This window comes from Nocardia halotolerans, from assembly GCF_042650145.1.
Classification (GTDB): Bacteria; Actinomycetota; Actinomycetes; order Mycobacteriales; family Mycobacteriaceae; genus Nocardia; species Nocardia halotolerans.
The window spans coordinates 1,045,906-1,066,124 of record NZ_JBHSDL010000014.1 but is presented as its reverse complement, the minus strand read 5'-3'; the positions used below and the strand labels follow the sequence as shown (position 1 = coordinate 1,066,124).

Sequence of the window (20,219 nt, the reverse complement as noted above, 5' to 3'; positions counted from 1 at the left end):
GCGCCCGGCATGGATCGGAACAAGAGGGGGACGCCCGCGCATGACCGCACAATTGTGGATCGTCGCCGCCCCGGCGCTCGTCGTGGTGGTCGGGGTGTTGGTATTGCGTCGCGCCGCCTGGCAGGTGGCGGTGGCGGGGATGGGCGCGGTCACGCTGCTGCTGGTGGGTCTGCTCGGCACGCGGGTGCTCGTCGAGGCGGTGCCCGGTTCGTTCGGTGCGGCCGTGTTGCTCACCGCCGACGCCGGTTTGGTCATTGTGCCCGGGTTGCTGCTCAACGAGATCATGAAGCGCACCGGTGCCCACGCCGAGATCGTCGGCTGGATCGAAGGGTGGCCGGTCAGTGCGGGCACCGCCGCGCTGATCCTCACCACCGGGTTCGCACCCGCACTCGAATCGATCACCGGGTTCGGGGTGTCGTTGCTGGTCACCGTGCCCGTGCTGCTGCAACTCCTGCCCCGCGCCAAGGCGCTCACGGCGTCGCTGCTGAGCCTGACGATCATGCCTTGGGGCACAGCGGGATTGGCCACCACGGTCGCCGCCGATCTCAGCGGCCTACCGGTCGCCGAAGTCGGTGTGCGGTCGGCGCTCTACAGCTTCGCCATCTTCCCGATCTTCGCCGTGCTCGTGGCGTGTGTCGTCGCCGCGCCCGCGGAACGCCGCCGTGTCACCACGATCGGCGCGGGTCTCGGACTGCTGTTCTCCACCACGCTGCTCGGTATGAACGCCATCGCCCTGGTGCCGTTGGCGGGTGTGACCGCGGGTGTCGTCACGGGAGTCACCGGTTACCTCGTGCTCGTGGGCCGCCGCTCGATGGTGACCGTCGGCGCGCCCGCCGACCACGATGTCGGCGGCCGCGCTGTGCCGTGGCGCGCGCTGGGACCGTTCATCGCGGTCGTCGTCAGCATCCTGGTGGTGCGGGCCGTCGACGCGGTCACCGGTTGGGGTTCGCTGGTGGCGGTGCACGTGGACCGGGTGTCGTTCGAGCCACTGCTGTCACCGGGTCTGGCGCTGCTGGTGGTCGCGCTCGTCGCCGGGTCGGCGGTGCTGGACCGGTCGAGCGTCGCCGGCACCGCCCTTGGCAGTTGGCAGCCCCTCGTCGCACTGTTCGGGTTCGCCGCCACCGCCCAGCTGATGAACCATTCGGGAGCCGTCGGCGAACTGGCCGAACTCGTCGGCCGGGCAGGCGTCACCGGTTTCATCGTGTTCGTGCCCCTGCTGGCGGTGCTGACCGGTTACCTGGTCGGCTCCAATACCGGCGCCAACGCGCTGATGGTGCTGGCCCAGCACGGCATCGGTGCCGAATTCGATGCGGGCGCCCAAGCCGTCGCGCTCCAGAACAGCGGCGCCGGACACGCCCTGTTCGCGTCGGTCCCCGAAACCCTGCTGGTCCTCGCCGTCGCCGGTTCGGGCACCCGCCAGGAAGAAACCACCCTGCTCCGCTTCGGCTTCAAGGTCCTCGGCGTGGTGCTCGCGGTGATGTTCGCCGGTGCGGCGATCACCGTGGCGGTGTGAATCCGCCGTCGGCAGTGATGCTCAGCCTCCTTCGAGTTCCGCGCGCACGGTGGCGGCGATGCGGGTGAGTGCGGCCTCGAGGTGACGGCGCTGGGCGGCGCTGAGCGGATCGAACACGAGGCGCTTCACCTGGGCGACGTGTTCGGGCGCGCTTTCGACGAGCTTCTGCCTGCCGGTGTCGGTCAGGGTGGCGAGGGTGTATCGGCCGTCGCCGGGATCGGGTCGGCGAGCGACCCAGTCGCGGGATTCAAAGCGGTCCATCACCTTCGACAGGCGGGGCTGGGTGCTGTCGCAGACCCGGGCCAGGTCGCTGAGTCGCATCGTGGCCTCGTCGGCCATGGACAGCTGGGCCAGGACGCCGTACTCGAAGTTGGAGATGCCCGCGTCTCGCTGTAGTTGCCGGTCGAGGGCCGCCGGGAGCGCGATGACGACTGTGAGCAGCGCCTGCCACAGGTCCTGTTGGTCGTCGTCGAGCCAGGGCGACTGAGTATCCATGCGCCCATCATACTTGCCCAGGAAACTGGCATTACTTGCCTGGGCAACTGAATGAGTGCTACTTTATGACTTGCCAAGGCAAGTGAAATTACTTGCTCAGGCAAGTGAATGTGCTGACTCCGAATGTCTCGACGCGCATCACCTTCCTGACCGATCGCCGGATCCGTCGGCGACGACATCGATACATCCCTGGAGGAAAGTGCCATGAAGGCAATGCGTTTCCACGAGTTCGGCAGCAGCGGTGTGCTGCGCTACGAAGACATCGACCGTCCGGCCCCCGGCGCGGGCCAGGTGCTGGTACGGGTGGCGGCGACGTCGTTCAACCCGGTCGACGACCACATCCGCGCCGGTGTCCTGGCCGAGATGATCCCGATGACGCTCCCGTACGTGCCGGGCCTCGACTTGGCGGGCACCGTCGCCGAACTCGGCGCGGACGTCACCGGCCTGGCGGTCGGCGACCCGGTCGTGGCGATGCTGCCCCTCGGCTCGGCCGGCGGTGCCGCCGAGTACGTGCTCGCCTCGGCCGAGTCCTTGGCCCCGGCACCCCGGACCACCGAGCTGGTCGACGCGGCGGCGCTGCCCCTGACCGGCCTGGCGGCCTGGCAGACGGTGTTCGAGCTCGCCGAGCTGAAGCCCGGTCGAACCGTCCTGGTCAACGGTGCCGGGGGTGCCGTGGGCAGTCTCGTGGTGCAACTCGCCGTCGACGCGGGGGCGCAGGTGACCGCGGTGGACGCGCCGGAACACGCCGACCGCCTGCGGAGTTACGGCGCGGACCGGGTGGTCGGCCCCCTCGACCTCGCCGCGGGCCCGGCCGCTGTCGGCGGTCCCTTCCAGGTGGTGGTGAACCATGTGCGCGTCTCCCCGGCGGAGCTCGCGCAGCTCACGAACTACGTCGCTGACGGCGGGGTCGCTGCCAGCACGGCCGGTCCTATTCCCGAAGACCCCGCTCGGGGGGTGCGCAGCGAAAGCTTGTGGGTCCGCAGCGACGGAGCCCAGCTCACCGAACTGGTCGCGAAGGTGGATGCCGGCAAGCTCCGCGTCCATGTCGCCGCGCACCGCCCGGTGGCCGACCTGGCCGCCGTGCATGCCGACGCCGGCGCCGGGCGACTGCCCGGCAAGACCGTCCTGCTCGCTTCCTGACCTGCCCGACCCTTCAATCGAGGAGTTCTCGATGATCAAGCTCAGTGTCTTCCTGACCCGCCGTGCAGACCTCACCCACGAGGAATTCGTGGACTACTGGACGCAGCAGCACACCCCGATGGTCGCCGGCCTGCCCGGCGGGGAGGTCCCGGTCCGGCGCTACGTTCAGCTCCTGCCCACCGACGACTCGATCCCCGGCATCGACACCCTCGCCTACGACGGTGTCGCCGAACTGTGGGTCGACGACATCGCCGACGCCGCCCATTGGTTCAGCTCCGAGCCCTACACCACCACCATCGCCGCCGACGAGGAGAAGTTCCTCGACCGTTCCCGGACCCGCTTCCTCTACACCACCGAGCATCCGATCTTCTGAGCAGCGACGTCCGCGAATGCTGTGACCACCGGCTACCCCAAGCGGGTAGCCGGTGAAAACAGTGACGATCAACGCGCGGGCGGAGCTCGACGGCATGCCGATCGACGCGGCCCCGCGTGCACTCGCGGGAAGCGGTGGGTGTGGCAGGGTGGAAGCGTGAACCGATTGGCCGCTGCGACCTCGCCCTATCTGCGTCAACATGCCGAGAACCCAGTGCACTGGCGGGAGTGGGATGCCGATGCGCTGGCCGAGGCGGCCGAGCGGGATGTGCCGATTCTGCTATCGATCGGGTACGCGTCGTGTCACTGGTGTCATGTGATGGCGCACGAGTCGTTCGAGGACGTGGCGACCGCCGAGCAGATGAACGCCGATTTCGTGTGTGTGAAGGTCGACCGCGAGGAACGCCCCGATCTGGACGCGGTGTACATGAACGCCACCGTGGCGATGACCGGGCAGGGTGGTTGGCCGATGACCTGCTTCCTCACTCCCGACGGCGCCCCGTTCTACTGCGGCACCTATTACCCGAAGCAACCGCACGGCGGAATGCCCTCGTTCACCCAGTTGCTCACCGCGATCAACGAGACCTGGCGCAACCGGCGCGCGGAAGTGGACCAGGCGGCCGGTCAGGTCGGTGAGGCGTTGCGCGCGCAGGCCGTTGGGCTGCCGGATGCCGAAACAGCTGTCGGCCCGGAGCTGCTCGACAAGGCGGTGCGCGCAATCGCCGACGATGAGGACCGCGAGCACGGCGGTTTCGGCGGGGCACCGAAGTTCCCGCCGTCGGCGCTGCTGGAAGGGCTGTTGCGGCACTGGGAACGCACCGGCAACCAGGCCACGTTCGACCTGGTCGAGCGCACCGCCGAGGCGATGGCCCGCGGCGGTATCTACGACCAGTTGCGTGGCGGTTTCGCCCGCTACGCCGTCGACGCGAACTGGCTCGTCCCGCATTTCGAGAAGATGCTCTACGACAACGCCCTGTTGCTGCGCGCCTACGCCCACCTGGCCCGTCGCGCACCGGCGACCCCGCTGGAGTCGTTGCCGCACAGGGTCGCTCGCGAGACAGTCGAATTTCTGCTCGCCGACCTGGGCACCGAGTCCGGTGGTTTCGCTTCCGGGCTCGACGCCGACACCCATGTCACACCCGGCGGTCCGGGTGTCGAGGGCGCCACCTATGTGTGGACGCCCGCCGAACTGGTCGGTCAGCTCGGTCCGCTCGACGGCATGTGGGCCGCGGACGCTTTCGGCGTGACCACGGCGGGCAACTTCGAACAGGGCACTTCCGTGCTCACCCGGCACAGCGATCCGGTGGATGTGGAGCAGGCCGCTCGCTTCGATCGCTTGCGCGCCCAGCTGTTCGATGCCCGCGCGCAGCGCCCGCAACCGGCCCGCGACGACAAGGTGGTCACCGCCTGGAACGGGATGGCGATCACCGCGCTCGCCGAAGGCGGTGCGGCACTGGAGGAACCGTCGTGGATCGCGGCCGCGGTCCGGTGCGCGCGGTTCCTGCTCGAGGTCCATCTCGTGGACGGTCGCCTGCGCCGCGCTTCCCTCGACGGTGTCGCGGGCACCCCGCCCGGGGTGCTCGAGGACTACGCCTGGTGCACCACCGGCCTGCTCGCCCTCTACCAGGCCACCGGCGAACCGGATTGGCTCGGCGCGGCCCAGGTGTTGCTCGATTCGGCCATCGACCACTTCGCCGATCCCGAGCGTCCGGGCAACTGGTTCGACACCGCCGACGACGCCGAAACCCTGGTCGCCCGGCCCCGCGACCCCGTCGACGGCGCCACCCCGGCGGGCGCGTCGGCCCTGGCCGAGGCCCTGCTCACCGCTGCCGCCGTCGCCGAACCCGAGCGCGCGGTGCGTTACCGCGAACTGGCCGACCACACCCTGGCCCGTGGCGCGATCCTGCTCGATCGCGCACCGCGCAGCGCCGGTCACTGGCTCGCCGTCGCCGAGGCCGCCGTCCGCGGACCATTCCAGGTGGCGATCGCCGCCACCGAGAAGTCCTCGGCCGCCATGGAACTCATCGCGGTGGCGCGCTCCACGGCCCCCGGCGGTTCGATCGTGCTGGCCGCGCCGCCGGACTCGGCGCCGCTGCTCGCCGACCGCCCGCTCGTGGGCGGACTACCGGCGGCGTATGTCTGCCGCGGCACCGTCTGCGACCTCCCGGTCACCGACCCGGCCGAGCTGACCGCGGCTCTGCGCGACTGAATCCGCTGTCACCGACCCGGTTGAGCTGACCGCGGCTTTACGCGACTGAATTCGCTGTCACCGACCCGGCCGAGCTGACCGCGGCTCTGCGCGACTGAATTCGCTGTCACCGACCCGGTTGAGTTGACCGCGGCTCTGCGCGACTGAATTCGCTGTCACCGACCCGGCCGAGCTGACCGCGGCTTTACGCGACTGAATCCGCTGTCACCGACCCGGTCGTGCTCTCGCAGGCTCACTTGTCGGCCGGGATATCGGTCCAGGTGCGGGTGCGGCCGGGGATCCCGCGGAGCCGGACGTCCTTGTAGCGCTTCCATCGCGCCCGTTCCGGCTCGGCGGCGGCCTGCAGCAGCGCGTCGCTCACCAGCACCCGCCGCGGCGTCTGCTTGGCCACGGTGGTGAGCCGGGCCGCCTCGTTGACCGCCGCACCGATCACGGTGAATTCGAGGCGGGTGTCGGCGCCGACGTCACCGGCGAAGACCTGGCCGCGAGCCAGCCCGACGCCCACGTCGAGTTCACCGGCGGCGAGCACTTCGTCGCGGATGCGGCGGGCGGCGCGCAGCGCGTGGGTGGCGTCGTCGCGCAGGAGAGATGGCGCGCCGAAGATGCACAGGGCGGCGTCACCGGCGAATTTGTTCACCAGGCCGCCGTTGGCTTCGGTGGCCGCGACCACGGTGGCGAGCAGCCTGTTGAGTTTGTGCACGAATTCGTCGGGTGCCATTTCCGCCGCCAGCTGTACCGAACCCGTGACATCGACGAACAGCGCCGAGACGATCCGCACGTCGCCGGTGAGCCCGGAGGTGCTCGACAGCGCGCGTTCGGCGACCGTGGAGCCCACGTGTTTGCCGAACACGTCCTGGGTGCGGGCCTGTTCACGCAGGGTGGCGGCCAGTTCGTTGACCGAATGCTCGAGCCGCCCGATCTCGCTGGCGCTACCCACCGGTACCCGCACGTCGAGTTCGCCGCGGGTGATCCGGTCCAGGGCGCGGTACATCGCCCGCATGGGCGTGGCGACCGAGCGGGCGAGCAGGCCGGTGGCCAGGGCCCCGACCAGCAGTGCCACGATCGAGAACATCCAGGCCGCGCGCACCCGGTCCGAAGCCGGCGTGGTGCGGTCGCTGAGCACGACGATGATGATCAGTCCGGGCAGTGCGCTCGACACCGCCCAGGTGACGAGCACGCGCACCAGCACGGTGGCGCTGCGGTGCACAGTGGGCCCGAGTACAGCGGCGATGATGGGGACGGCGGGCCGGATCAGGCGGTCCAGGATCAGGTAGATCGCGCCCGCGGATTCGAGGGCGCCGAGCGCGAAGCCGGCGATCAGCACGGTGAGGTTGTGGTATTCGGTGTACCGGTCCACCATCCACACGGTCAGCGCGATGCCGGGGGACCACAGCACGATGGCGCGCACGGTGATCGCGGCGGGTAACCGGATCAGCAGCCGCGCTTCCTGCGGCGTGGGTTTTCGGCCTTCGTCGAGCCAGCGCAGGTGTTTGCGCCGGTCGTAGAGGGCCAGGCCGATGCCCACGGCGAAGGCGACCGCCGGGTAGATCACGATCAGTCGCGCCGCGTCCTGCCAGTTCGAGCCCACCCGGGTGAACACCCCGCCGGCCCAGGACACCAGGAAGATGGCGGTGACGCCGACCATGTTGGCCGTGATCACCACCAGCGCGAGTCCCCAGTGGGAGCGCAACGCCCAGCGCACCAGGCGGTTCATCGCGCATGCCCGGTCGCGGCACCCCGTGGGGCCCGGACATCGCGAGCGGTGCTGACGGGTGACACAACTGTCGAGCATAGAAGGCGCGACGGGTTTCGCCGCGGACGTGGGCCGTTCAGCCGAGTACGACCAGCCAGATCGCAATGTAGTGGCACAGGGCCGCGACCACCGTCGCCGCGTGGAAGAACTCGTGATGCCCGAAGTCCGACCACGGATTCGGCCATTTCGTGGCGTACAGGATCGCCCCCACGCTGTAGATCACCCCGCCTACGGCGAGCAGCACCAGCGGCGCCACCCCCACGTTGTGCAGCAGTGTCCCGACCACCGGCACGATCGCCCACCCCAGCAGCAGATACAGCGGCACCCCCACCCACGCGGGCGCCGTGGGCCACAACAGCTTCAACGCCACCCCGGCGATCGCCCCCGCCCACACCACGGCGAGCAGCGTCCGCCCGGTCGGCCCCGGCAGCCCGAGCAACGCGAACGGTGTGTAACTGCCCGCGATGAACAGGAAGATCATCGAGTGATCGGCCCGTTTCATCCGCACCCGAGTGCGCACACTGGCCCAGGTCACCCGGTGATACACCGCACTGACCCCGAACAGCGCACACACCGTCACCCCGTAGATCACGGTGGCCCACCCTGCAGTCGCCGACTGCAGGAACCCGAACACCACGAGCACCACCACGGCCACCGCAGCGACCCCGGTGGCCCAGGTGTGAATCCACCCCCGATACCGCGGCTTCAGCAACGCGCCAACTTCGCCGACCTCGCCGGATACAACCTCCACAAGACCTCCAGGAACAAGAACCTACGGAACCGTAAGTTACCGCTCAGAATACGTCAAAACCACCTCCCACCACGCTAACCGTGCCCCCCGCCACACACCCACCCACCGACCACGCGCACCCGTAGGCACCCCACCAGGGATGGGCCGGCCCCACCACCACCCCAAAGCTTGCCGCCTCCTCAGTCCCCCCGCGCCTGAGCCTGGCCTGAAGGCGCGGGGAGGCGGTCCAGGCGTAGTGTGCGGGCGTGGAGTTTCTCGGTCGGGTGCGTGGATTGCCGTACCGCATCTACGAAGCCAGGCTGTCCAAGCAGCTGGCAGACAAGCAGCACCCTCGCCACGTCGCTGTGATGTGCGACGGCAATCGCCGGTGGGCGCGGGAGAACGGTTTCACCGATGTCAGCCACGGTCATCGGGTGGGGGCGCTCAAGATCGCCGAGCTCGTCGGTTGGTGTGCTGCCGAGGGTATCGAGATGGTCACCGTCTATCTGCTGTCGACGGAGAATCTGCGTCGCGATGCGGACGAGCTGGAGACCTTGTTCGAGGTCATCACCGATGTCGTCGAGGAGTTGTCGGCTCCGGAGCAGAACTGGAGTGTGCGCATCGTCGGTTCGCTGGCGGGGTTCCCGGAGTTGATCGCGAAGCGGTTGCGGGTGGCGGCGGAGCGTACGAGTGGGCGCGATGGTGTGCATGTGAACGTGGCGGTGGGGTACGGCGGTCGTCAGGAGATCACCGACGCGGTGTGTTCGCTGGTGCGTCAGGAGATCGCGGCGGGTGAGTCGGGTGAGGATCTGGTGCAGTCGATCACGGTCGACGCGATCGGTCAGCATCTGTACACCTCTGGTCAGCCGGATCCTGATCTGGTGATCAGAACCTCTGGTGAGCAGCGGCTTTCGGGTTTCCTGTTGTGGCAGAGCGCGTATTCGGAGATCTGGTTCACCGAGGCGTATTGGCCGGAGTTCCGCCGGGTCGACTTCTTACGCGCGCTAAGGGATTACGCGGCGCGGCACCGACGTTTCGGCGTGTGATGTCGTAGCGGTCGCGTACTCTGCGGCCAGTGGAACCCGAACAGCCTTCTTACATCAGCTACGAGGAATTCGGCAGGCGTTTCCTGGAATACGCCGTATCCGAACAGCGTATCGCCGAGGCATTCGGTGAACTCACCGGCGCGGCTTTCGATTTCGGTCCGATCGGGGTGGGTCCGGGCCGGTTGGCGAAGGTCACCGCGCAGGTGGAGCTGGGGCAGCCACGCATTCTGCGTTTCATCGACGCCTTCATCTCCTTCGAGCTGACGATTCCGTTGCATGTCGATCTGGTCGTGGATCTGGCGGTGGACCGTTCGCGTTTCCGGGTCGACGGCACCGTGCACCTGCATCTGACCGCGCGCACCGCCGACCCGTTGCGGGTGGTGATCGATATCGCCGAGCCGCGGCCGGGCGATGTGCGGGTCAATGTGGCCAGTTCCACCAAGCGTGGGCAGTTGCTGCGGGTGCTGGCCAGTGTCGATCACGAGATCCGCCGGTTCGTCGCGCGCTATATGTCCGAGGAGATCCGCAAGCCCGAGATCGCGGCGGTGCGCAACATCGATGTGGCGACCAGGCTCGACGCGGCGTGGAATTTGTAGGAGAGTCGCCCCGGATTCGCCGGGTCGGGAGCTAGGCTCGCGGCGGCGAGAACTCAGCCCGACGACACAGCAGGGGTGAAGTGGTGAGGAACGCAGGCGTACGGATCGCGGCGCTCGGGGTGGCGGTGGGCGCGGTGCTGCTCGCCGGTGGGTGCGGTGCCGAGCAGCCACCGGCGCCCGCGATCACCCCGATCGAGCAGCCGGGGCAGGGCGGCGAGGTGTTCGCCTATCGCAGTGCGGGCGAGCTGGCCGTGGTGCGTGGCGCCGACACCTTCCGCGCGCCCGGCAGTTTCGGGTACTCCTCGGCCGCGGTGAGCTTCACCCGCGACGGGCAGTTCGCGTTCGCGGTGGAGACCAGCTCCAAGACCCTCGTGGCGGTGAATGTGCGCGACGGCGCCGTGTCGCGCACCGAGTGCGACTGCACCGATGCGGTGCCGTTGCGTGACGCGGTGGTCGGCTGGTGGCGTGAACCCGGTCAGGTCATGAGCTTGGACCTGGCGGGTACCGCGCCCGCGGAACCCGAGCGCGACATCGTGTTGCCGGATTCGCCGAGCCCGCGCACGGGCGGCGCATGGGACGGTGCGCGCCTGGTGGCGGCCGGTGACGAGTTCCTGCTGCTGTCGCGAGTGGAGTCGCGCGGGCTGTGGTGGGAGAAGAACCACCTGTACGCGATCTCCGCCGACGCGGTGCTGCCGCTGGGGCGGGTGCCCGGTATCGACGCCCAGGTTTCGGCCGCGCCGGGGCCCGACGAGGGCACCTTCGTCCTGGCCGGGTCCACGGCGCGCAGCGCTTCCTGCGGCATCGGTTATGTGGCCACCATCGATGTGCGCACCAATGCCGTGCAAGAACTGCCGACGTTGCCGGGGGAGTGCTCCTCGGCCTACAGCCCGCGCTGGGGCGGCGACGACACCATCTCCGTCGCCAACCGCAGCTGGGCCGATGTCGCCGGGGCGCCCAGCACCGTCGACCGCTTGCACGCGGCGGCCCAGGGGTGGGCGTCGGTGGGTGAGCAACCGGTGGTCGACCGGCTGGCGCGGGAGCGAGAACTCGTCATCGAGGTCCTCGCCGGTGCGCCGATCGACGCCCGCGAAACCCCGCACGGGGTGCTGGTGGTCGAAAAGGACGGCACCCGTGCGGAGGTGGCTACGCAGGTGGTTTCGCTCGGCTCGCCGGCCTAGAGTTTGCGCAGGCGCAACCGGTTGATGGTGTGGTCGGAGTCCTTGCGCAGCACCAGGGTCGCGCGTGGCCGGGTGGGCAGGATGTTGTCCACCAGATTGGGCCGGTTGGTGGAGTTCCAGATGTCGCGGGCGGCCGCGGTGGCCTGTTCGTCGCTGAATCCGGCGTAGTGGTGGAAGTGGGCGTCGGGGTCGGCGAATCCGGTCTTGCGCAGGGCGAGAAAGCGCTGCACGTACCAGTTCTCGATGTCCTCGATGCGGGCGTCGACATAGATCGAGAAGTCGAACAGGTCCGAGACCATCAGCCGCGGTCCGGTCTGGAGCACGTTGAGGCCCTCGACGATGAGGATGTCGGGTTGGTGCACACAGTGTTTCTGGTCGGGCACGATGTCGTAGGACTTGTGTGAGTACACCGGCGCGCACACCTCTTCGGCGCCGGATTTCACCTCGGTGACGAAACGCAGCAGTTTGCGCCGGTCGTAGCTTTCCGGGAACCCCTTGCGGTGCATGATGCCGCGGCGGGTGAGTTCGGCTGTGGGATAGAGGAATCCGTCGGTGGTCACCAGGTCGACCCGTGGATGGTGGTCCCAGCGCGACAGCAGCGCCTGCAGCACGCGCGCGGTGGTCGACTTGCCCACCGCGACACTGCCCGCCACCCCGATCACGAACGGGACCTGCTTGTCCGGGTGTTTCTCACCGAGGAAGGTGGCGGTGGCGGCGAACAGGCGCTGCCGCGCGGCGACCTGCAGGTGGATCAGCCGGGCGAGCGGCAGGTAGACCTCGGCGACTTCCTCGAGGTCGATCTGCTCGCCGAGACCGCGTAGTCCGGTCAGTTCCTCCTCGGTCAAGACCAGGGGAGTCGACTTGCGCAGCGTGCGCCACTGCTTCCGGTCGAACTCGACGTACGGGCTCGGCTCGCTTATCCGTGCCACCTACCCGACACTCCGTTCGGGCGAACACGCACAGCTGGGCTGCCCGTCGGGTGAGATCCGGGATAACTCTGACCGCATGCCGCGATTGTGCTCCGTGTGGGCCGACCCCGCGCAACGGGGGGTTTGGCTACCCGTCGGTAACCAGTGGCAATGCCGAGGTAGAGCCCACTTTTCCAACTCACCCCGTAAGGTCGGGCGCATGGGGTCTCATCCGTTTGTCACTGAATACCTGCGCCTCGGACTGGCTTTCGACCGGCTCGAGGAGGGGTTCGTCGACGCCTATACCGGCGATCCGCGCTTGCGCCGCGAGGTCGAGAACGCCGCCGTACCCGAACCGGTGCAGCTGGCCCGTCACGCGGCCGAACTGCGTGCGGCGCTGCCCGAGGCCGGGCTGTCGGCCCAGCGCACCGAGTTCCTCGACGCGCACCTGGTGGCGATGCACTGCTCGGCGCGCAAGTTCGCCGGTGAGCAGATCGGCTTCGTCGACGAGGTCCGTGCCTACTTCGACGTCGACATCGCGCCCGGCGACCCCGACGACTACCAGCAGGCACACCGGATGATGGACGAGGTCCTCGGCGGCGACGGCCCGCTGGGCGAGCGCGTCGCCGCCTACCGGCGCGGCGACGAGATCCCGCCGGACAAGCTGGCGACCTGCGTCGAAGCGTTCTCCAGCGCACTGCGCGAGCGGGTACGCGCGCGCCACCCGTTGCCCGACAACGAGCACGTCACCTACGAGGTGGTCGGCGACAAGCCGTGGTCCGGATTCAACTACTACCTGGGCAACTTCCAGTCCACGGTGGCGATCAACTCCGACCTCAAACAGCACATGGCGAACCTGCCCTCGCTGATCGCGCACGAGGCCTACCCGGGTCATCACACCGAGCACTGCCGCAAGGAGGCCGGGTTGGTCGCGGCGGGGGAGGAAGAACAGACGCTGTTCCTGGTCAACACCCCGCAGTGCCTGATGGCCGAGGGCCTGGCGGATCTGGCGCTGCAGTCGATCGTCGGGCCGGGCTGGGGTGTGTGGGCGCAGGAGGTCTACGCCGACCTCGGGCTGCGCTTCGACGGTGAACGGGCCGAACGCTTCGCCGCCGCGTCGGCGAAGCTGCTGAGCGTGCGGCAGGACGCGGCGCTGCTGCTGCACGATCAGCACCGCAGCCACGACGAGGTGGCCCAGTTCCTGCAGCGGTGGAGCCTGTCCACGCCGGAGCGGGCCCGCCAGGCGCTGCGCTTCCTGTCCTCACCGCTGTGGCGGGCCTACATCAGCACCTACGTGGAGGGCTACCGGTTGCTGGGCGGCTGGCTCGACAGCGCGGTCGACGCCCAGGACCGGGTCGAACGGTTCGGGCGGTTGCTCGACGAACCGCTGACGCCCGGGGCGATCCGGCGGATGGCCGTCACTGGATGACGGCGCAACCGCCGGGGTTGGTCAGCGAGCAGATCAGGTAGCCCAGGTGCAGCAGCAGCGCCTCGATCGGGTTCGACGGTGCGACGGCCGGGGTGACGGGGAGGGAGTTCATTGCTGATCCTTCGGTCGGGGGCGGCGCCGGTCGCGCCCACAGTTGCGAGGTTCGTACCTGTGTCATCGGCTGCCGGCGGGCCGCGTGTTACCCGAGAACCCCTGTTCGACGGTGATCGAACCTGGTCAGAGCGATAGTTTCGGAGGTGTGAGCCGCGTCTCGCCCGTGGCGGGCGCGGCGCGTTTGCGCTATCCCCGTGCCGGGTCGCGCGCACCCGGGCCATAGACTGAGGGTCGTGACGCAGACGACCGCTTCGGTGAATACCCAGTCTCTCGGTGAGCTCGACCCCGAGTTGGCCGCCGCGATGGCGGGCGAGCTCGCCCGCGAACGCGACACCCTCGAGATGATCGCCTCGGAGAACTTCGTGCCGCGCGCGGTCCTGCAAGCGCAGGGTTCCGTGCTCACCAACAAGTACGCCGAGGGCTACCCGGGCCGCCGCTACTACGGTGGCTGCGAGGCCGTCGACGTGGTGGAGACCCTGGCCCGCGACCGCGCCAAGGAACTGTTCGGCGCCGAGTTCGCGAACGTGCAGCCCCACTCGGGTGCCCAGGCCAACGCCGCGGTGCTGATGGCGCTGATGAACCCGGGCGAGACCCTGCTGGGTCTGGACCTCGCGCACGGCGGTCACCTCACCCACGGCATGCGCCTGAACTTCTCGGGCAAGCTCTACGACGTGCACTCCTACGGTGTGTCGAAAGAAGACCACCGCATCGACATGGACGAAGTGCGTGACATCGCGCTGAAGGCAAAGCCGAAGGTGATCGTCGCCGGTTGGTCGGCCTACCCGCGCCACCAGGACTTCGCGAAGTTCCGTGAGATCGCCGACGAGGTCGGCGCCTACCTGTGGGTCGACATGGCGCACTTCGCCGGTCTGGTCGCCGCCGGCCTGCACCCCTCTCCGGTGCCCTACGCCGATGTGGTGTCGTCCACCGTGCACAAGACCCTCGGCGGACCCCGCTCCGGCCTGATCCTGGCCAAGCAGGAATTCGCCAAGAAGCTCAACTCGGCGGTGTTCCCCGGTCAGCAGGGTGGCCCGCTGATGCACGTGATCGCCGCCAAGGCCGCCTCTTTCAAGATCGCCGCCACCGATGAGTTCAAGGACCGCCAGGTGCGCACCCTTTCGGGCGCGCGCATCCTCGCCGAGCGCCTCACCGGTGCCGACGTAAAGGACAAGGGCGTCTCGGTGCTCACCGGCGGCACCGATGTGCACCTGGTCCTGGTCGACCTGCGCAACTCCGAACTCGACGGCCAGCAAGCCGAGGACCTGCTCCACGAGGTCGGTATCACCGTCAACCGCAACGCGGTCCCGTTCGACCCGCGCCCCCCGATGGTCACCTCCGGCCTGCGCATCGGCACCGCGGCCCTGGCCACCCGCGGCTTCGGCGACGCCGAATTCACCGAGGTGGCCGACATCATCGCCGCCGCCCTCGCCGGCACCTCCGACACCGAAACCCTGCGCACCCGCGTCTCCCGCCTCGCCCAGAGCGTCCCGCTCTACCAGGGCCTGGAAGACTGGCGCCTCCTCGGCTGAGCCGAATCCCGACTGTCGACAGCCTCCGACCCGTAACACCGGTCCGGGGGCTGTCTTCGGTTTCACCTCGAGTCGGAACCCGCTGAACGCGCCACCGCCTGCCGACGGCGGTGCTCGCGGCCGAAAAAGCCGGCCGGTGTGTTCTTGTCACTGTCCACAAAGTTCGGCCGAACGACCGCACGGGGCGGTGGGATGCGGCATGGTCGAGTCGTATGGACCATCGAGGTGAGCTGGCGCGCGAGGTAGGCGGGCCGGTGGCTGCCTTCGAGTTGCTCACCGACGCCGAGGCCGAGGAACTGTTGCGGCTGTTTCGCGGGGTGCGTGACAACGAGCGGCGGGCGTTGCACCGGGCCATCGATGCGGCGTTGTCGGCGATGCCCGCGCCACTGCGCGGGGCGTCGCGGCGGATCATCTTCGGTGAGCGATGATCGAAACCGAACTGGAAGCCCAGACCCAGTTGGTGGTGCTGGCGCGGACCTTGCAGGTGCCGCCGCAGCACCTCGCGCCGTTGGCCCGCCTCGGCGCGGCGCACCTGTCGGCGCTGCAGCAGCAGCTGCTGCGCGCCCTGCACGCCGAGCACGCCGACACGTTCCGGCGGATCACCCCGGTGGTGCCGATCTTCCCGGTGGGGCTGGGGGTGGCACTGTTCGAGCGGGTGGTGCCGCCGGTGCTCGCCGCCAGGTTCCTGGGTGCGGTCGGCATCCAGCACCCGGAGAAGTGCGCGCAGGCGCTGTGCATGGTCGACGCCGTCTACGCCGCCGACGGTGCCCCCTACCTGGACCCGAACGTCTTCGAGCAGCTGATGCGCTACGGCAGGCCGGAGCCGATCACCCTCATCATCAACGAACTGCTGCGCCGCCGCGACTATCTCACCGCCGCCCGGTTCCTCTCGGTGGTGAACGAACCGCTGATCGCGGCGCTGGAGCAGACCGTCCTCGACGACGCCGGCCTCGTCTACACCGCCGCCTACGCCTATCCCGCGCACACGCTCAGCCGGATCGTCCAGCAATTGCTCGACGGACCACGCCGCCGGGTGCCCGCGATGCTCCAGACGGTGCTGGCCGGCCCGCCGTCGCTGCACCATGCGATGCTCGCCCTGTTCTGCAAGGTCGAACCCGCCGTCGCCGCCACCCTCGGTGACATCTTCTTCGGGCGTGGTTCCGCCCACGAAGTCGGCCGATTCTTGTTGACCTCGGTGAATCGCAACGCGGGGCCCGCGCTGCTGACGGTTGTCGGCCGGTTGAATCCGGTTGCGCTGTGGGCACTGTCGGTGAATCCGCAGTTCGCCGACCCCGGTGTGCTGACAGCCCTGATCCAGTCGGTGGACGGACGTACCGAGCCCGACCCGTGGCGCGGACTCTTCGCCCTGTCGACCCGCCTGAGCGAACCGGCCCGACGCCACATCGCCACCACTCTCGCCGACCTCAGCCCGACCTCCATCGCGGCCCTGCCCGCGCACGCCACCGACGCCTCGTACTGGCCTGCCCTGCTGCAACTGCTCGCCGAAGCGCCACCGCCGGTCCAGACCCGTATCGCCGACGTCTGGTCACGTCTGCCGCCGGAGTGGCAGGCGGGCATCGACCGCCACATCCGCACCAATCGCTACGAGACCCGCCTCAACATCATCACCAACGCCTTGACCACCGCCACCCCCGAAGAGGTCTTCTTCCGCCGTCGCCGGCAGAACCGGCAACGCGGCGAAGGCGAGTTCGCGGCCTGGTGAGTGGTCACTCGGCCGGCCGTGCCCGTGCCCGGATTCTCGCCGGGTAGTCGATGAGGTCGATGTTGTTGGCGGCTTTGTCGCCGTATTTCAGCATCAGGGTGAACAGGCGGGAGTTGAGGAACCGGTTGCGGGCCTTGATGCCGAGTGCGGTCTTCGGGGCGAGGAAGGGACCGGTGTTGGTGTTGCCGGCGATCTTGGCGTAGCGCTTCATGATTCGGTTGTAGGCGGTGAACGCGTCGATGTGCCCACCGGTGGCCGTGGCGAGTTCGCCTGCCAGCACGTAGGCGCCGACCACGGCCAGGCCGGTGCCGAAACCTGCGAGGGTGTTTCCGGGCCGGAATTGTCGCCGAGGCCATCGCGTTGGCCGACGCCGAAGGTCTGGGCGCACTGTCGATGCAGCGGCTGGCCGAGCGCCTCGGCTTCACCAAGATGTCGCTGTACCGGTACGTGCCCGGCAAGGAGCAACTGACCGCCCTGATGCTCGACGCCGCGATCGGGACGCCCCCGAGCGCGGCGGGCACGCAGCCGCAGTGGCGAACCGGTTTGCGGACCTGGACCGAGGCCATCTACGCGCGCTACCAGGCGCACCCCTGGACCATCGAACTCGCGCGTGGTCTGCGCCCGTTCGGCCCGAACGAAATGGCCTGGACCGAGGCCGCGCTCACCGCGCTCTCGGACACCGGCCTCACCGGCCCGGAGAAACTGGACACCATCGTGCTGCTCAACGGGCACGCGCGCGGGCTGGCCCAGCAGGTCCCGTCAGCAGACCCGCACCGGTTCGCCGAACAGTTCACCGAGATGATGGCCGCGGCCGCCGACCACTGTCCGGCCGCGCGGGCCGCCTTCGCCGAGGAGGCCGCGGCCACGGGCGGTCGCCACGACGCCCTGGCCTTCGGCATCGAGCGCATCCTTGACGGACTCGCCGTCCTGATCGATCAGCGCCGGACGCTGGTCCCGCCGCGCCCGGCGTCCTAGGCTCACTGCCATGACCGACGAACTGCCCGAACCCGCCGTCACCCTGGTGCGCGAATTCTTCGCCGCCCTCGAACTCGGGGCGGCCGAGGAAGCCCTCGAACTGCTCGACCCGGCGATCGTCTGGAAGAACACGTCACTGCCGACCGTGCGGGGCAAGGATCGGGTCGCCATGCTTCTGCGCGGGCTGGGACGGCCGAAGCTGGGCTTCTCGGCGGACATGCACCACATCGCCGCCGCCGGCGATGTCGTACTCACCGACCGCACCGACTATCTGCACGTGGGGCCGGTGCGGATCGGATTCTGGGTGACCGGCACGTTCGAGCTGCGCGAGGGCCGGATCGTGCTGTGGGACGACCACTTCAGCAAGGGCAACGTGCTGCGCGGCGCCGTCGTCGGCGTGGCGAAGGCGATCGGCGGGCGCTGACGACTACGAGTGCTTGCGCAGGTAGTCGAGGTAGGTGGGCCGCAGGACTTCGGCGATTTTGCCGTCGCCCGCGTGGATGTAGTCGTCGAGCATCGGCAGCACGTATTTGATGTCGGCCGCGCTCTCGCCGACTTCGCCCGCCTCGGCCTTCGCCGCGGGGATCGACTTGAGCAGTTCCCACAGGAACTTCACGTCACCGTGGCGCACGGCCGTCTTCACGGCGCGATCGTGCAGTTCCTTCGACGACAGCTTCTCCAGATCCTGATCATCGGCCATGCCCCGACTCTAGCGCTTTACGACATGTTCACGGACACGTCCGGCGGTCTGGCAGCGCTGCCGCGGGTTCGGCGGTAGCGTCGAGGATGCGGATCGCGTCGGTGTGATTCGTCGGGAGGTCCTGACCGTGACTGAGTTGCTCAGTGCGAGAGGGTCGGCACCCGGCCCTCGTGGTGGTTGACCAGCGTCGACCCCTGAAGGACGGACCGGTCCAGCGAGATCGTTCGCGCGGGTGCCGTGCGAACACATAAGGAGCCCACCGTGACTGCTGCACGCTCCGTTTCCGCTCACGCGATGCACACGGCCCAGAACTCCACGCAGGCCTCGAAGAAGGGGGACCGCCCCGCGGGTACCGGTCGCAAGACTTTCGTCGTCGACACCTCTGTCCTACTGTCGGACCCCTGGGCGGTGACCCGGTTCGGTGAGCACCGGGTGGTGCTACCGCTGGTCGTGATCAGTGAGCTGGAGGCCAAACGGCACCACCACGAGCTCGGCTGGTTCGCCAGGGAAGCTCTGCGCATGCTCGACGACCTGCGGGTGCAGCACGGCAGGCTCGATCAGGCGTTGCCCATCGGCACCGAGGGCGGCACCCTCCAGGTGGAGCTCAATCACACCGACCCGTCGGTATTGCCCGCCGGATTCCGTTCCGAGACCAACGATTCACGGATCCTGGCCTGCGCGCTGAACTTCTCCGCCGAGGGCGACGACGTGATGCTGGTGTCCAAGGACATCCCGTTGCGCGTCAAGGCCAGCGCGGTCGGCTTGGCCGCCGACGAGTACCACGCCCAGGACGTGGTGACCTCCGGCTGGAGCGGGATGGTCGAACTCGATGTGGCCGGCTCCCAGATCGACCAGCTCTACGCCGACTCGGTGCTCGACCTCGACGACGCGCGGGAGCTGCCCTGCCACACCGGCATCCGGCTGCTCGGCAGCAGCTCGAGCGCACTGGGCCGGGTCACCGCCGACAAGCGGGTACAGCTGGTGCGCGAACGCGAGGCCTTCGGGCTGCACGGGCGCTCGGCCGAACAGCGGATCGCCCTGGACCTGCTGCTCGACGAGAGCATCGGCATCGTGTCGATGGGTGGCCGGGCCGGTACCGGTAAGTCGGCGCTGGCCTTGACCGCCGGGCTCGAGGCGGTGCTGGAGCGGCGCACCCAGCGCAAGGTGGTCGTGTTCCGGCCGCTGTACGCGGTGGGCGGGCAGGAATTGGGCTATCTGCCCGGTTCGGAGAGCGAGAAGATGGGGCCGTGGGCCCAGGCGGTCTTCGACACGCTCGACGGGCTGGCCAGCCGCGAGGTGCTGGAGGAGGTACTCAGCCGCGACATGCTCGAAGTGCTGCCGCTGACCCACATCCGCGGGCGCTCGCTGCACGATTCGTTCGTGATCGTCGACGAGGCGCAGTCCCTGGAACGCAATGTGCTGCTGACCGTGTTGAGCCGCCTCGGCACCGGTTCGCGGGTGGTGCTCACCCACGACGTGGCCCAGCGCGACAATCTGCGGGTCGGCAGGCACGACGGGGTGGCGGCGGTGATCGAAAAGCTCAAGGGGCACCCGCTTTTCGCGCACATCACGCTCACCCGCAGTGAGCGTTCGCCGATCGCCGCACTGGTCACCGAAATGCTCGAGGAGTACGGGCCGAACGCGTAATCCGGCAATCGGGCCGCGCCAGCGGCCCGAATGCGTTTGATATCGGCGAACTGTGGGTATTATCCGCGGCGACACCTTTCCAGCAACGGCTCGGCGAACACCTGTTACGCCGGGCCGTTGCGGATGTCGGCCAGGCTCCATTCCGGGGGCGAGCCCCCGGGG

At 68.9% G+C, this 20,219-nt stretch carries 21 protein-coding genes; 14 read left to right on the top strand and 7 right to left on the bottom strand.

Annotated elements, in window-relative coordinates; translation table 11 throughout:
• The first annotated feature begins 40 nt into the window (after window positions 1-40).
• A complete protein-coding gene (locus ACFO5K_RS15530) occupies window positions 41-1,513 on the top strand; it encodes an L-lactate permease (RefSeq protein WP_378562345.1) in 1,473 nt (490 codons plus the stop codon).
• A 21-nt stretch (window positions 1,514-1,534) separates the two neighbouring features.
• Here the strand turns inward: ACFO5K_RS15530 and ACFO5K_RS15525 are convergent, their stop codons facing one another.
• Entirely contained in the window at window positions 1,535-2,008 is a 474-nt protein-coding gene (locus tag ACFO5K_RS15525; RefSeq protein WP_378562342.1) for a MarR family winged helix-turn-helix transcriptional regulator, read from the bottom strand.
• A gap of 204 nt (window positions 2,009-2,212) precedes the next feature.
• Here ACFO5K_RS15525 and ACFO5K_RS15520 point away from each other — a divergent pair, with 204 nt between their 5' ends.
• The 3 genes from ACFO5K_RS15520 to ACFO5K_RS15510 all read left to right on the top strand — a co-directional run bounded on the left by ACFO5K_RS15520 (window position 2,213) and on the right by ACFO5K_RS15510 (window position 5,729).
• Window positions 2,213-3,148 (top strand): NADP-dependent oxidoreductase, encoded by a 936-nt coding sequence (locus ACFO5K_RS15520; protein WP_378562339.1) that lies wholly within the window; start codon window positions 2,213-2,215, stop codon window positions 3,146-3,148.
• 31 nt (window positions 3,149-3,179) lie between these two features.
• Window positions 3,180-3,521 carry an EthD domain-containing protein gene (locus tag ACFO5K_RS15515; RefSeq protein WP_378562336.1) on the top strand — a complete coding sequence of 114 codons (342 nt, stop codon included), beginning with the start codon at window positions 3,180-3,182 and terminating at the stop codon, window positions 3,519-3,521.
• A 156-nt stretch (window positions 3,522-3,677) separates the two neighbouring features.
• Entirely contained in the window at window positions 3,678-5,729 is a 2,052-nt protein-coding gene (locus ACFO5K_RS15510) for a thioredoxin domain-containing protein (RefSeq protein WP_378562333.1), read from the top strand.
• 232 nt (window positions 5,730-5,961) lie between these two features.
• On the opposite strand, the gene ACFO5K_RS15505 is transcribed toward ACFO5K_RS15510, so the two are convergent.
• Together ACFO5K_RS15505 and trhA are read right to left on the bottom strand one after the other, a co-directional pair.
• Window positions 5,962-7,443: an adenylate/guanylate cyclase domain-containing protein gene (locus ACFO5K_RS15505; RefSeq protein WP_378562331.1), complete on the bottom strand. Its 1,482-nt coding sequence runs from the start codon at window positions 7,441-7,443 to the stop codon at window positions 5,962-5,964.
• Window positions 7,444-7,558: 115 nt separating this feature from the next.
• Window positions 7,559-8,233 carry a PAQR family membrane homeostasis protein TrhA gene (gene trhA / locus ACFO5K_RS15500; RefSeq protein ID WP_378562329.1) on the bottom strand — a complete coding sequence of 225 codons (675 nt, stop codon included), beginning with the start codon at window positions 8,231-8,233 and terminating at the stop codon, window positions 7,559-7,561.
• A 245-nt stretch (window positions 8,234-8,478) separates the two neighbouring features.
• Here trhA and ACFO5K_RS15495 point away from each other — a divergent pair, with 245 nt between their 5' ends.
• The 3 genes from ACFO5K_RS15495 to ACFO5K_RS15485 all read left to right on the top strand — a co-directional run bounded on the left by ACFO5K_RS15495 (window position 8,479) and on the right by ACFO5K_RS15485 (window position 11,032).
• On the top strand, window positions 8,479-9,258 hold the full coding sequence (locus ACFO5K_RS15495) for an isoprenyl transferase (protein ID WP_378562327.1): 780 nt from the start codon (window positions 8,479-8,481) through the stop codon (window positions 9,256-9,258).
• 29 nt (window positions 9,259-9,287) lie between these two features.
• A complete protein-coding gene (locus ACFO5K_RS15490; protein WP_378562325.1) occupies window positions 9,288-9,854 on the top strand; it encodes a hypothetical protein in 567 nt (188 codons plus the stop codon).
• Window positions 9,855-9,937: 83 nt separating this feature from the next.
• The gene (locus tag ACFO5K_RS15485; RefSeq protein WP_378562323.1) at window positions 9,938-11,032 is read left to right on the top strand and encodes a hypothetical protein; all 1,095 of its coding nucleotides are present in this window, start codon (window positions 9,938-9,940) and stop codon (window positions 11,030-11,032) included.
• Here ACFO5K_RS15485 and coaA read toward each other — a convergent pair.
• Complete coding sequence (gene coaA, locus ACFO5K_RS15480; protein ID WP_378562321.1) at window positions 11,029-11,961, bottom strand: type I pantothenate kinase; 933 nt, start codon at window positions 11,959-11,961, stop codon at window positions 11,029-11,031. The genes ACFO5K_RS15485 and coaA overlap by 4 nt on opposite strands.
• Window positions 11,962-12,160: 199 nt before the next feature.
• On the opposite strand from coaA, the gene ACFO5K_RS15475 reads away from it, so the two are divergent.
• On the top strand, window positions 12,161-13,369 hold the full coding sequence (locus ACFO5K_RS15475; protein ID WP_378562319.1) for a DUF885 domain-containing protein: 1,209 nt from the start codon (window positions 12,161-12,163) through the stop codon (window positions 13,367-13,369).
• Here ACFO5K_RS15475 and ACFO5K_RS15470 read toward each other — a convergent pair.
• Window positions 13,359-13,481 carry a hypothetical protein gene (locus ACFO5K_RS15470; RefSeq protein WP_378562317.1) on the bottom strand — a complete coding sequence of 41 codons (123 nt, stop codon included), beginning with the start codon at window positions 13,479-13,481 and terminating at the stop codon, window positions 13,359-13,361. The genes ACFO5K_RS15475 and ACFO5K_RS15470 overlap by 11 nt on opposite strands.
• A 235-nt stretch (window positions 13,482-13,716) precedes the next feature.
• Between ACFO5K_RS15470 and glyA the strand changes: the two genes are divergently transcribed.
• The 3 genes from glyA (at window position 13,717) to ACFO5K_RS15455 (ending at window position 16,735) form a co-directional block, all read left to right on the top strand.
• Entirely contained in the window at window positions 13,717-15,012 is a 1,296-nt protein-coding gene (glyA, locus tag ACFO5K_RS15465; RefSeq protein ID WP_378562315.1) for a serine hydroxymethyltransferase, read from the top strand.
• 254 nt (window positions 15,013-15,266) lie between these two features.
• Entirely contained in the window at window positions 15,267-15,440 is a 174-nt protein-coding gene (locus ACFO5K_RS15460) for a hypothetical protein (protein WP_378562312.1), read from the top strand.
• Window positions 15,437-16,735 carry a hypothetical protein gene (locus tag ACFO5K_RS15455; RefSeq protein ID WP_378562309.1) on the top strand — a complete coding sequence of 433 codons (1,299 nt, stop codon included), beginning with the start codon at window positions 15,437-15,439 and terminating at the stop codon, window positions 16,733-16,735. Before ACFO5K_RS15460 ends, ACFO5K_RS15455 begins: the two co-directional genes overlap by 4 nt.
• 4 nt (window positions 16,736-16,739) lie before the next feature.
• Here the strand turns inward: ACFO5K_RS15455 and ACFO5K_RS15450 are convergent, their stop codons facing one another.
• Window positions 16,740-17,030, bottom strand: a complete 291-nt coding sequence (locus ACFO5K_RS15450; protein ID WP_378562306.1) for a hypothetical protein — start codon at window positions 17,028-17,030, stop codon at window positions 16,740-16,742.
• 65 nt (window positions 17,031-17,095) lie between these two features.
• On the opposite strand from ACFO5K_RS15450, the gene ACFO5K_RS15445 reads away from it, so the two are divergent.
• Window positions 17,096-17,710, top strand: coding sequence for a TetR/AcrR family transcriptional regulator (locus ACFO5K_RS15445; protein WP_378562303.1), 615 nt, complete (start codon window positions 17,096-17,098; stop codon window positions 17,708-17,710).
• A 10-nt stretch (window positions 17,711-17,720) separates the two neighbouring features.
• Window positions 17,721-18,134, top strand: coding sequence for a limonene-1,2-epoxide hydrolase family protein (locus ACFO5K_RS15440; RefSeq protein WP_378562300.1), 414 nt, complete (start codon window positions 17,721-17,723; stop codon window positions 18,132-18,134).
• A 3-nt stretch (window positions 18,135-18,137) separates the two neighbouring features.
• Here ACFO5K_RS15440 and ACFO5K_RS15435 read toward each other — a convergent pair whose 3' ends face one another.
• Complete coding sequence (locus ACFO5K_RS15435) at window positions 18,138-18,410, bottom strand: hypothetical protein (protein ID WP_378562298.1); 273 nt, start codon at window positions 18,408-18,410, stop codon at window positions 18,138-18,140.
• A 261-nt stretch (window positions 18,411-18,671) separates the two neighbouring features.
• Here ACFO5K_RS15435 and ACFO5K_RS15430 point away from each other — a divergent pair, with 261 nt between their 5' ends.
• A complete protein-coding gene (locus ACFO5K_RS15430) occupies window positions 18,672-20,057 on the top strand; it encodes a PhoH family protein (protein WP_378562296.1) in 1,386 nt (461 codons plus the stop codon).
• Window positions 20,058-20,219 lie beyond the last annotated feature (162 nt).

Bases quoted from the DNA above. Each gene is read 5' to 3' on its own strand.
- ACFO5K_RS15530 (WP_378562345.1), top strand. From the start codon at position 41: ATGACCGCACAATTGTGGATCGTCGCCGCCCCGGCGCTCGTCGTGGTG.
- ACFO5K_RS15525 (WP_378562342.1), bottom strand. From the start codon at position 2,008: ATGGATACTCAGTCGCCCTGGCTCGACGACGACCAACAGGACCTGTGG.
- ACFO5K_RS15520 (WP_378562339.1), top strand. From the start codon at position 2,213: ATGAAGGCAATGCGTTTCCACGAGTTCGGCAGCAGCGGTGTGCTGCGC.
- ACFO5K_RS15515 (WP_378562336.1), top strand. From the start codon at position 3,180: ATGATCAAGCTCAGTGTCTTCCTGACCCGCCGTGCAGACCTCACCCAC.
- ACFO5K_RS15505 (WP_378562331.1), bottom strand. From the start codon at position 7,443: ATGAACCGCCTGGTGCGCTGGGCGTTGCGCTCCCACTGGGGACTCGCG.
- ACFO5K_RS15475 (WP_378562319.1), top strand. From the start codon at position 12,161: ATGGGGTCTCATCCGTTTGTCACTGAATACCTGCGCCTCGGACTGGCT.
- ACFO5K_RS15470 (WP_378562317.1), bottom strand. From the start codon at position 13,481: ATGAACTCCCTCCCCGTCACCCCGGCCGTCGCACCGTCGAACCCGATC.
- ACFO5K_RS15455 (WP_378562309.1), top strand. From the start codon at position 15,437: ATGATCGAAACCGAACTGGAAGCCCAGACCCAGTTGGTGGTGCTGGCG.
- ACFO5K_RS15440 (WP_378562300.1), top strand. From the start codon at position 17,721: ATGACCGACGAACTGCCCGAACCCGCCGTCACCCTGGTGCGCGAATTC.
- ACFO5K_RS15435 (WP_378562298.1), bottom strand. From the start codon at position 18,410: ATGGCCGATGATCAGGATCTGGAGAAGCTGTCGTCGAAGGAACTGCAC.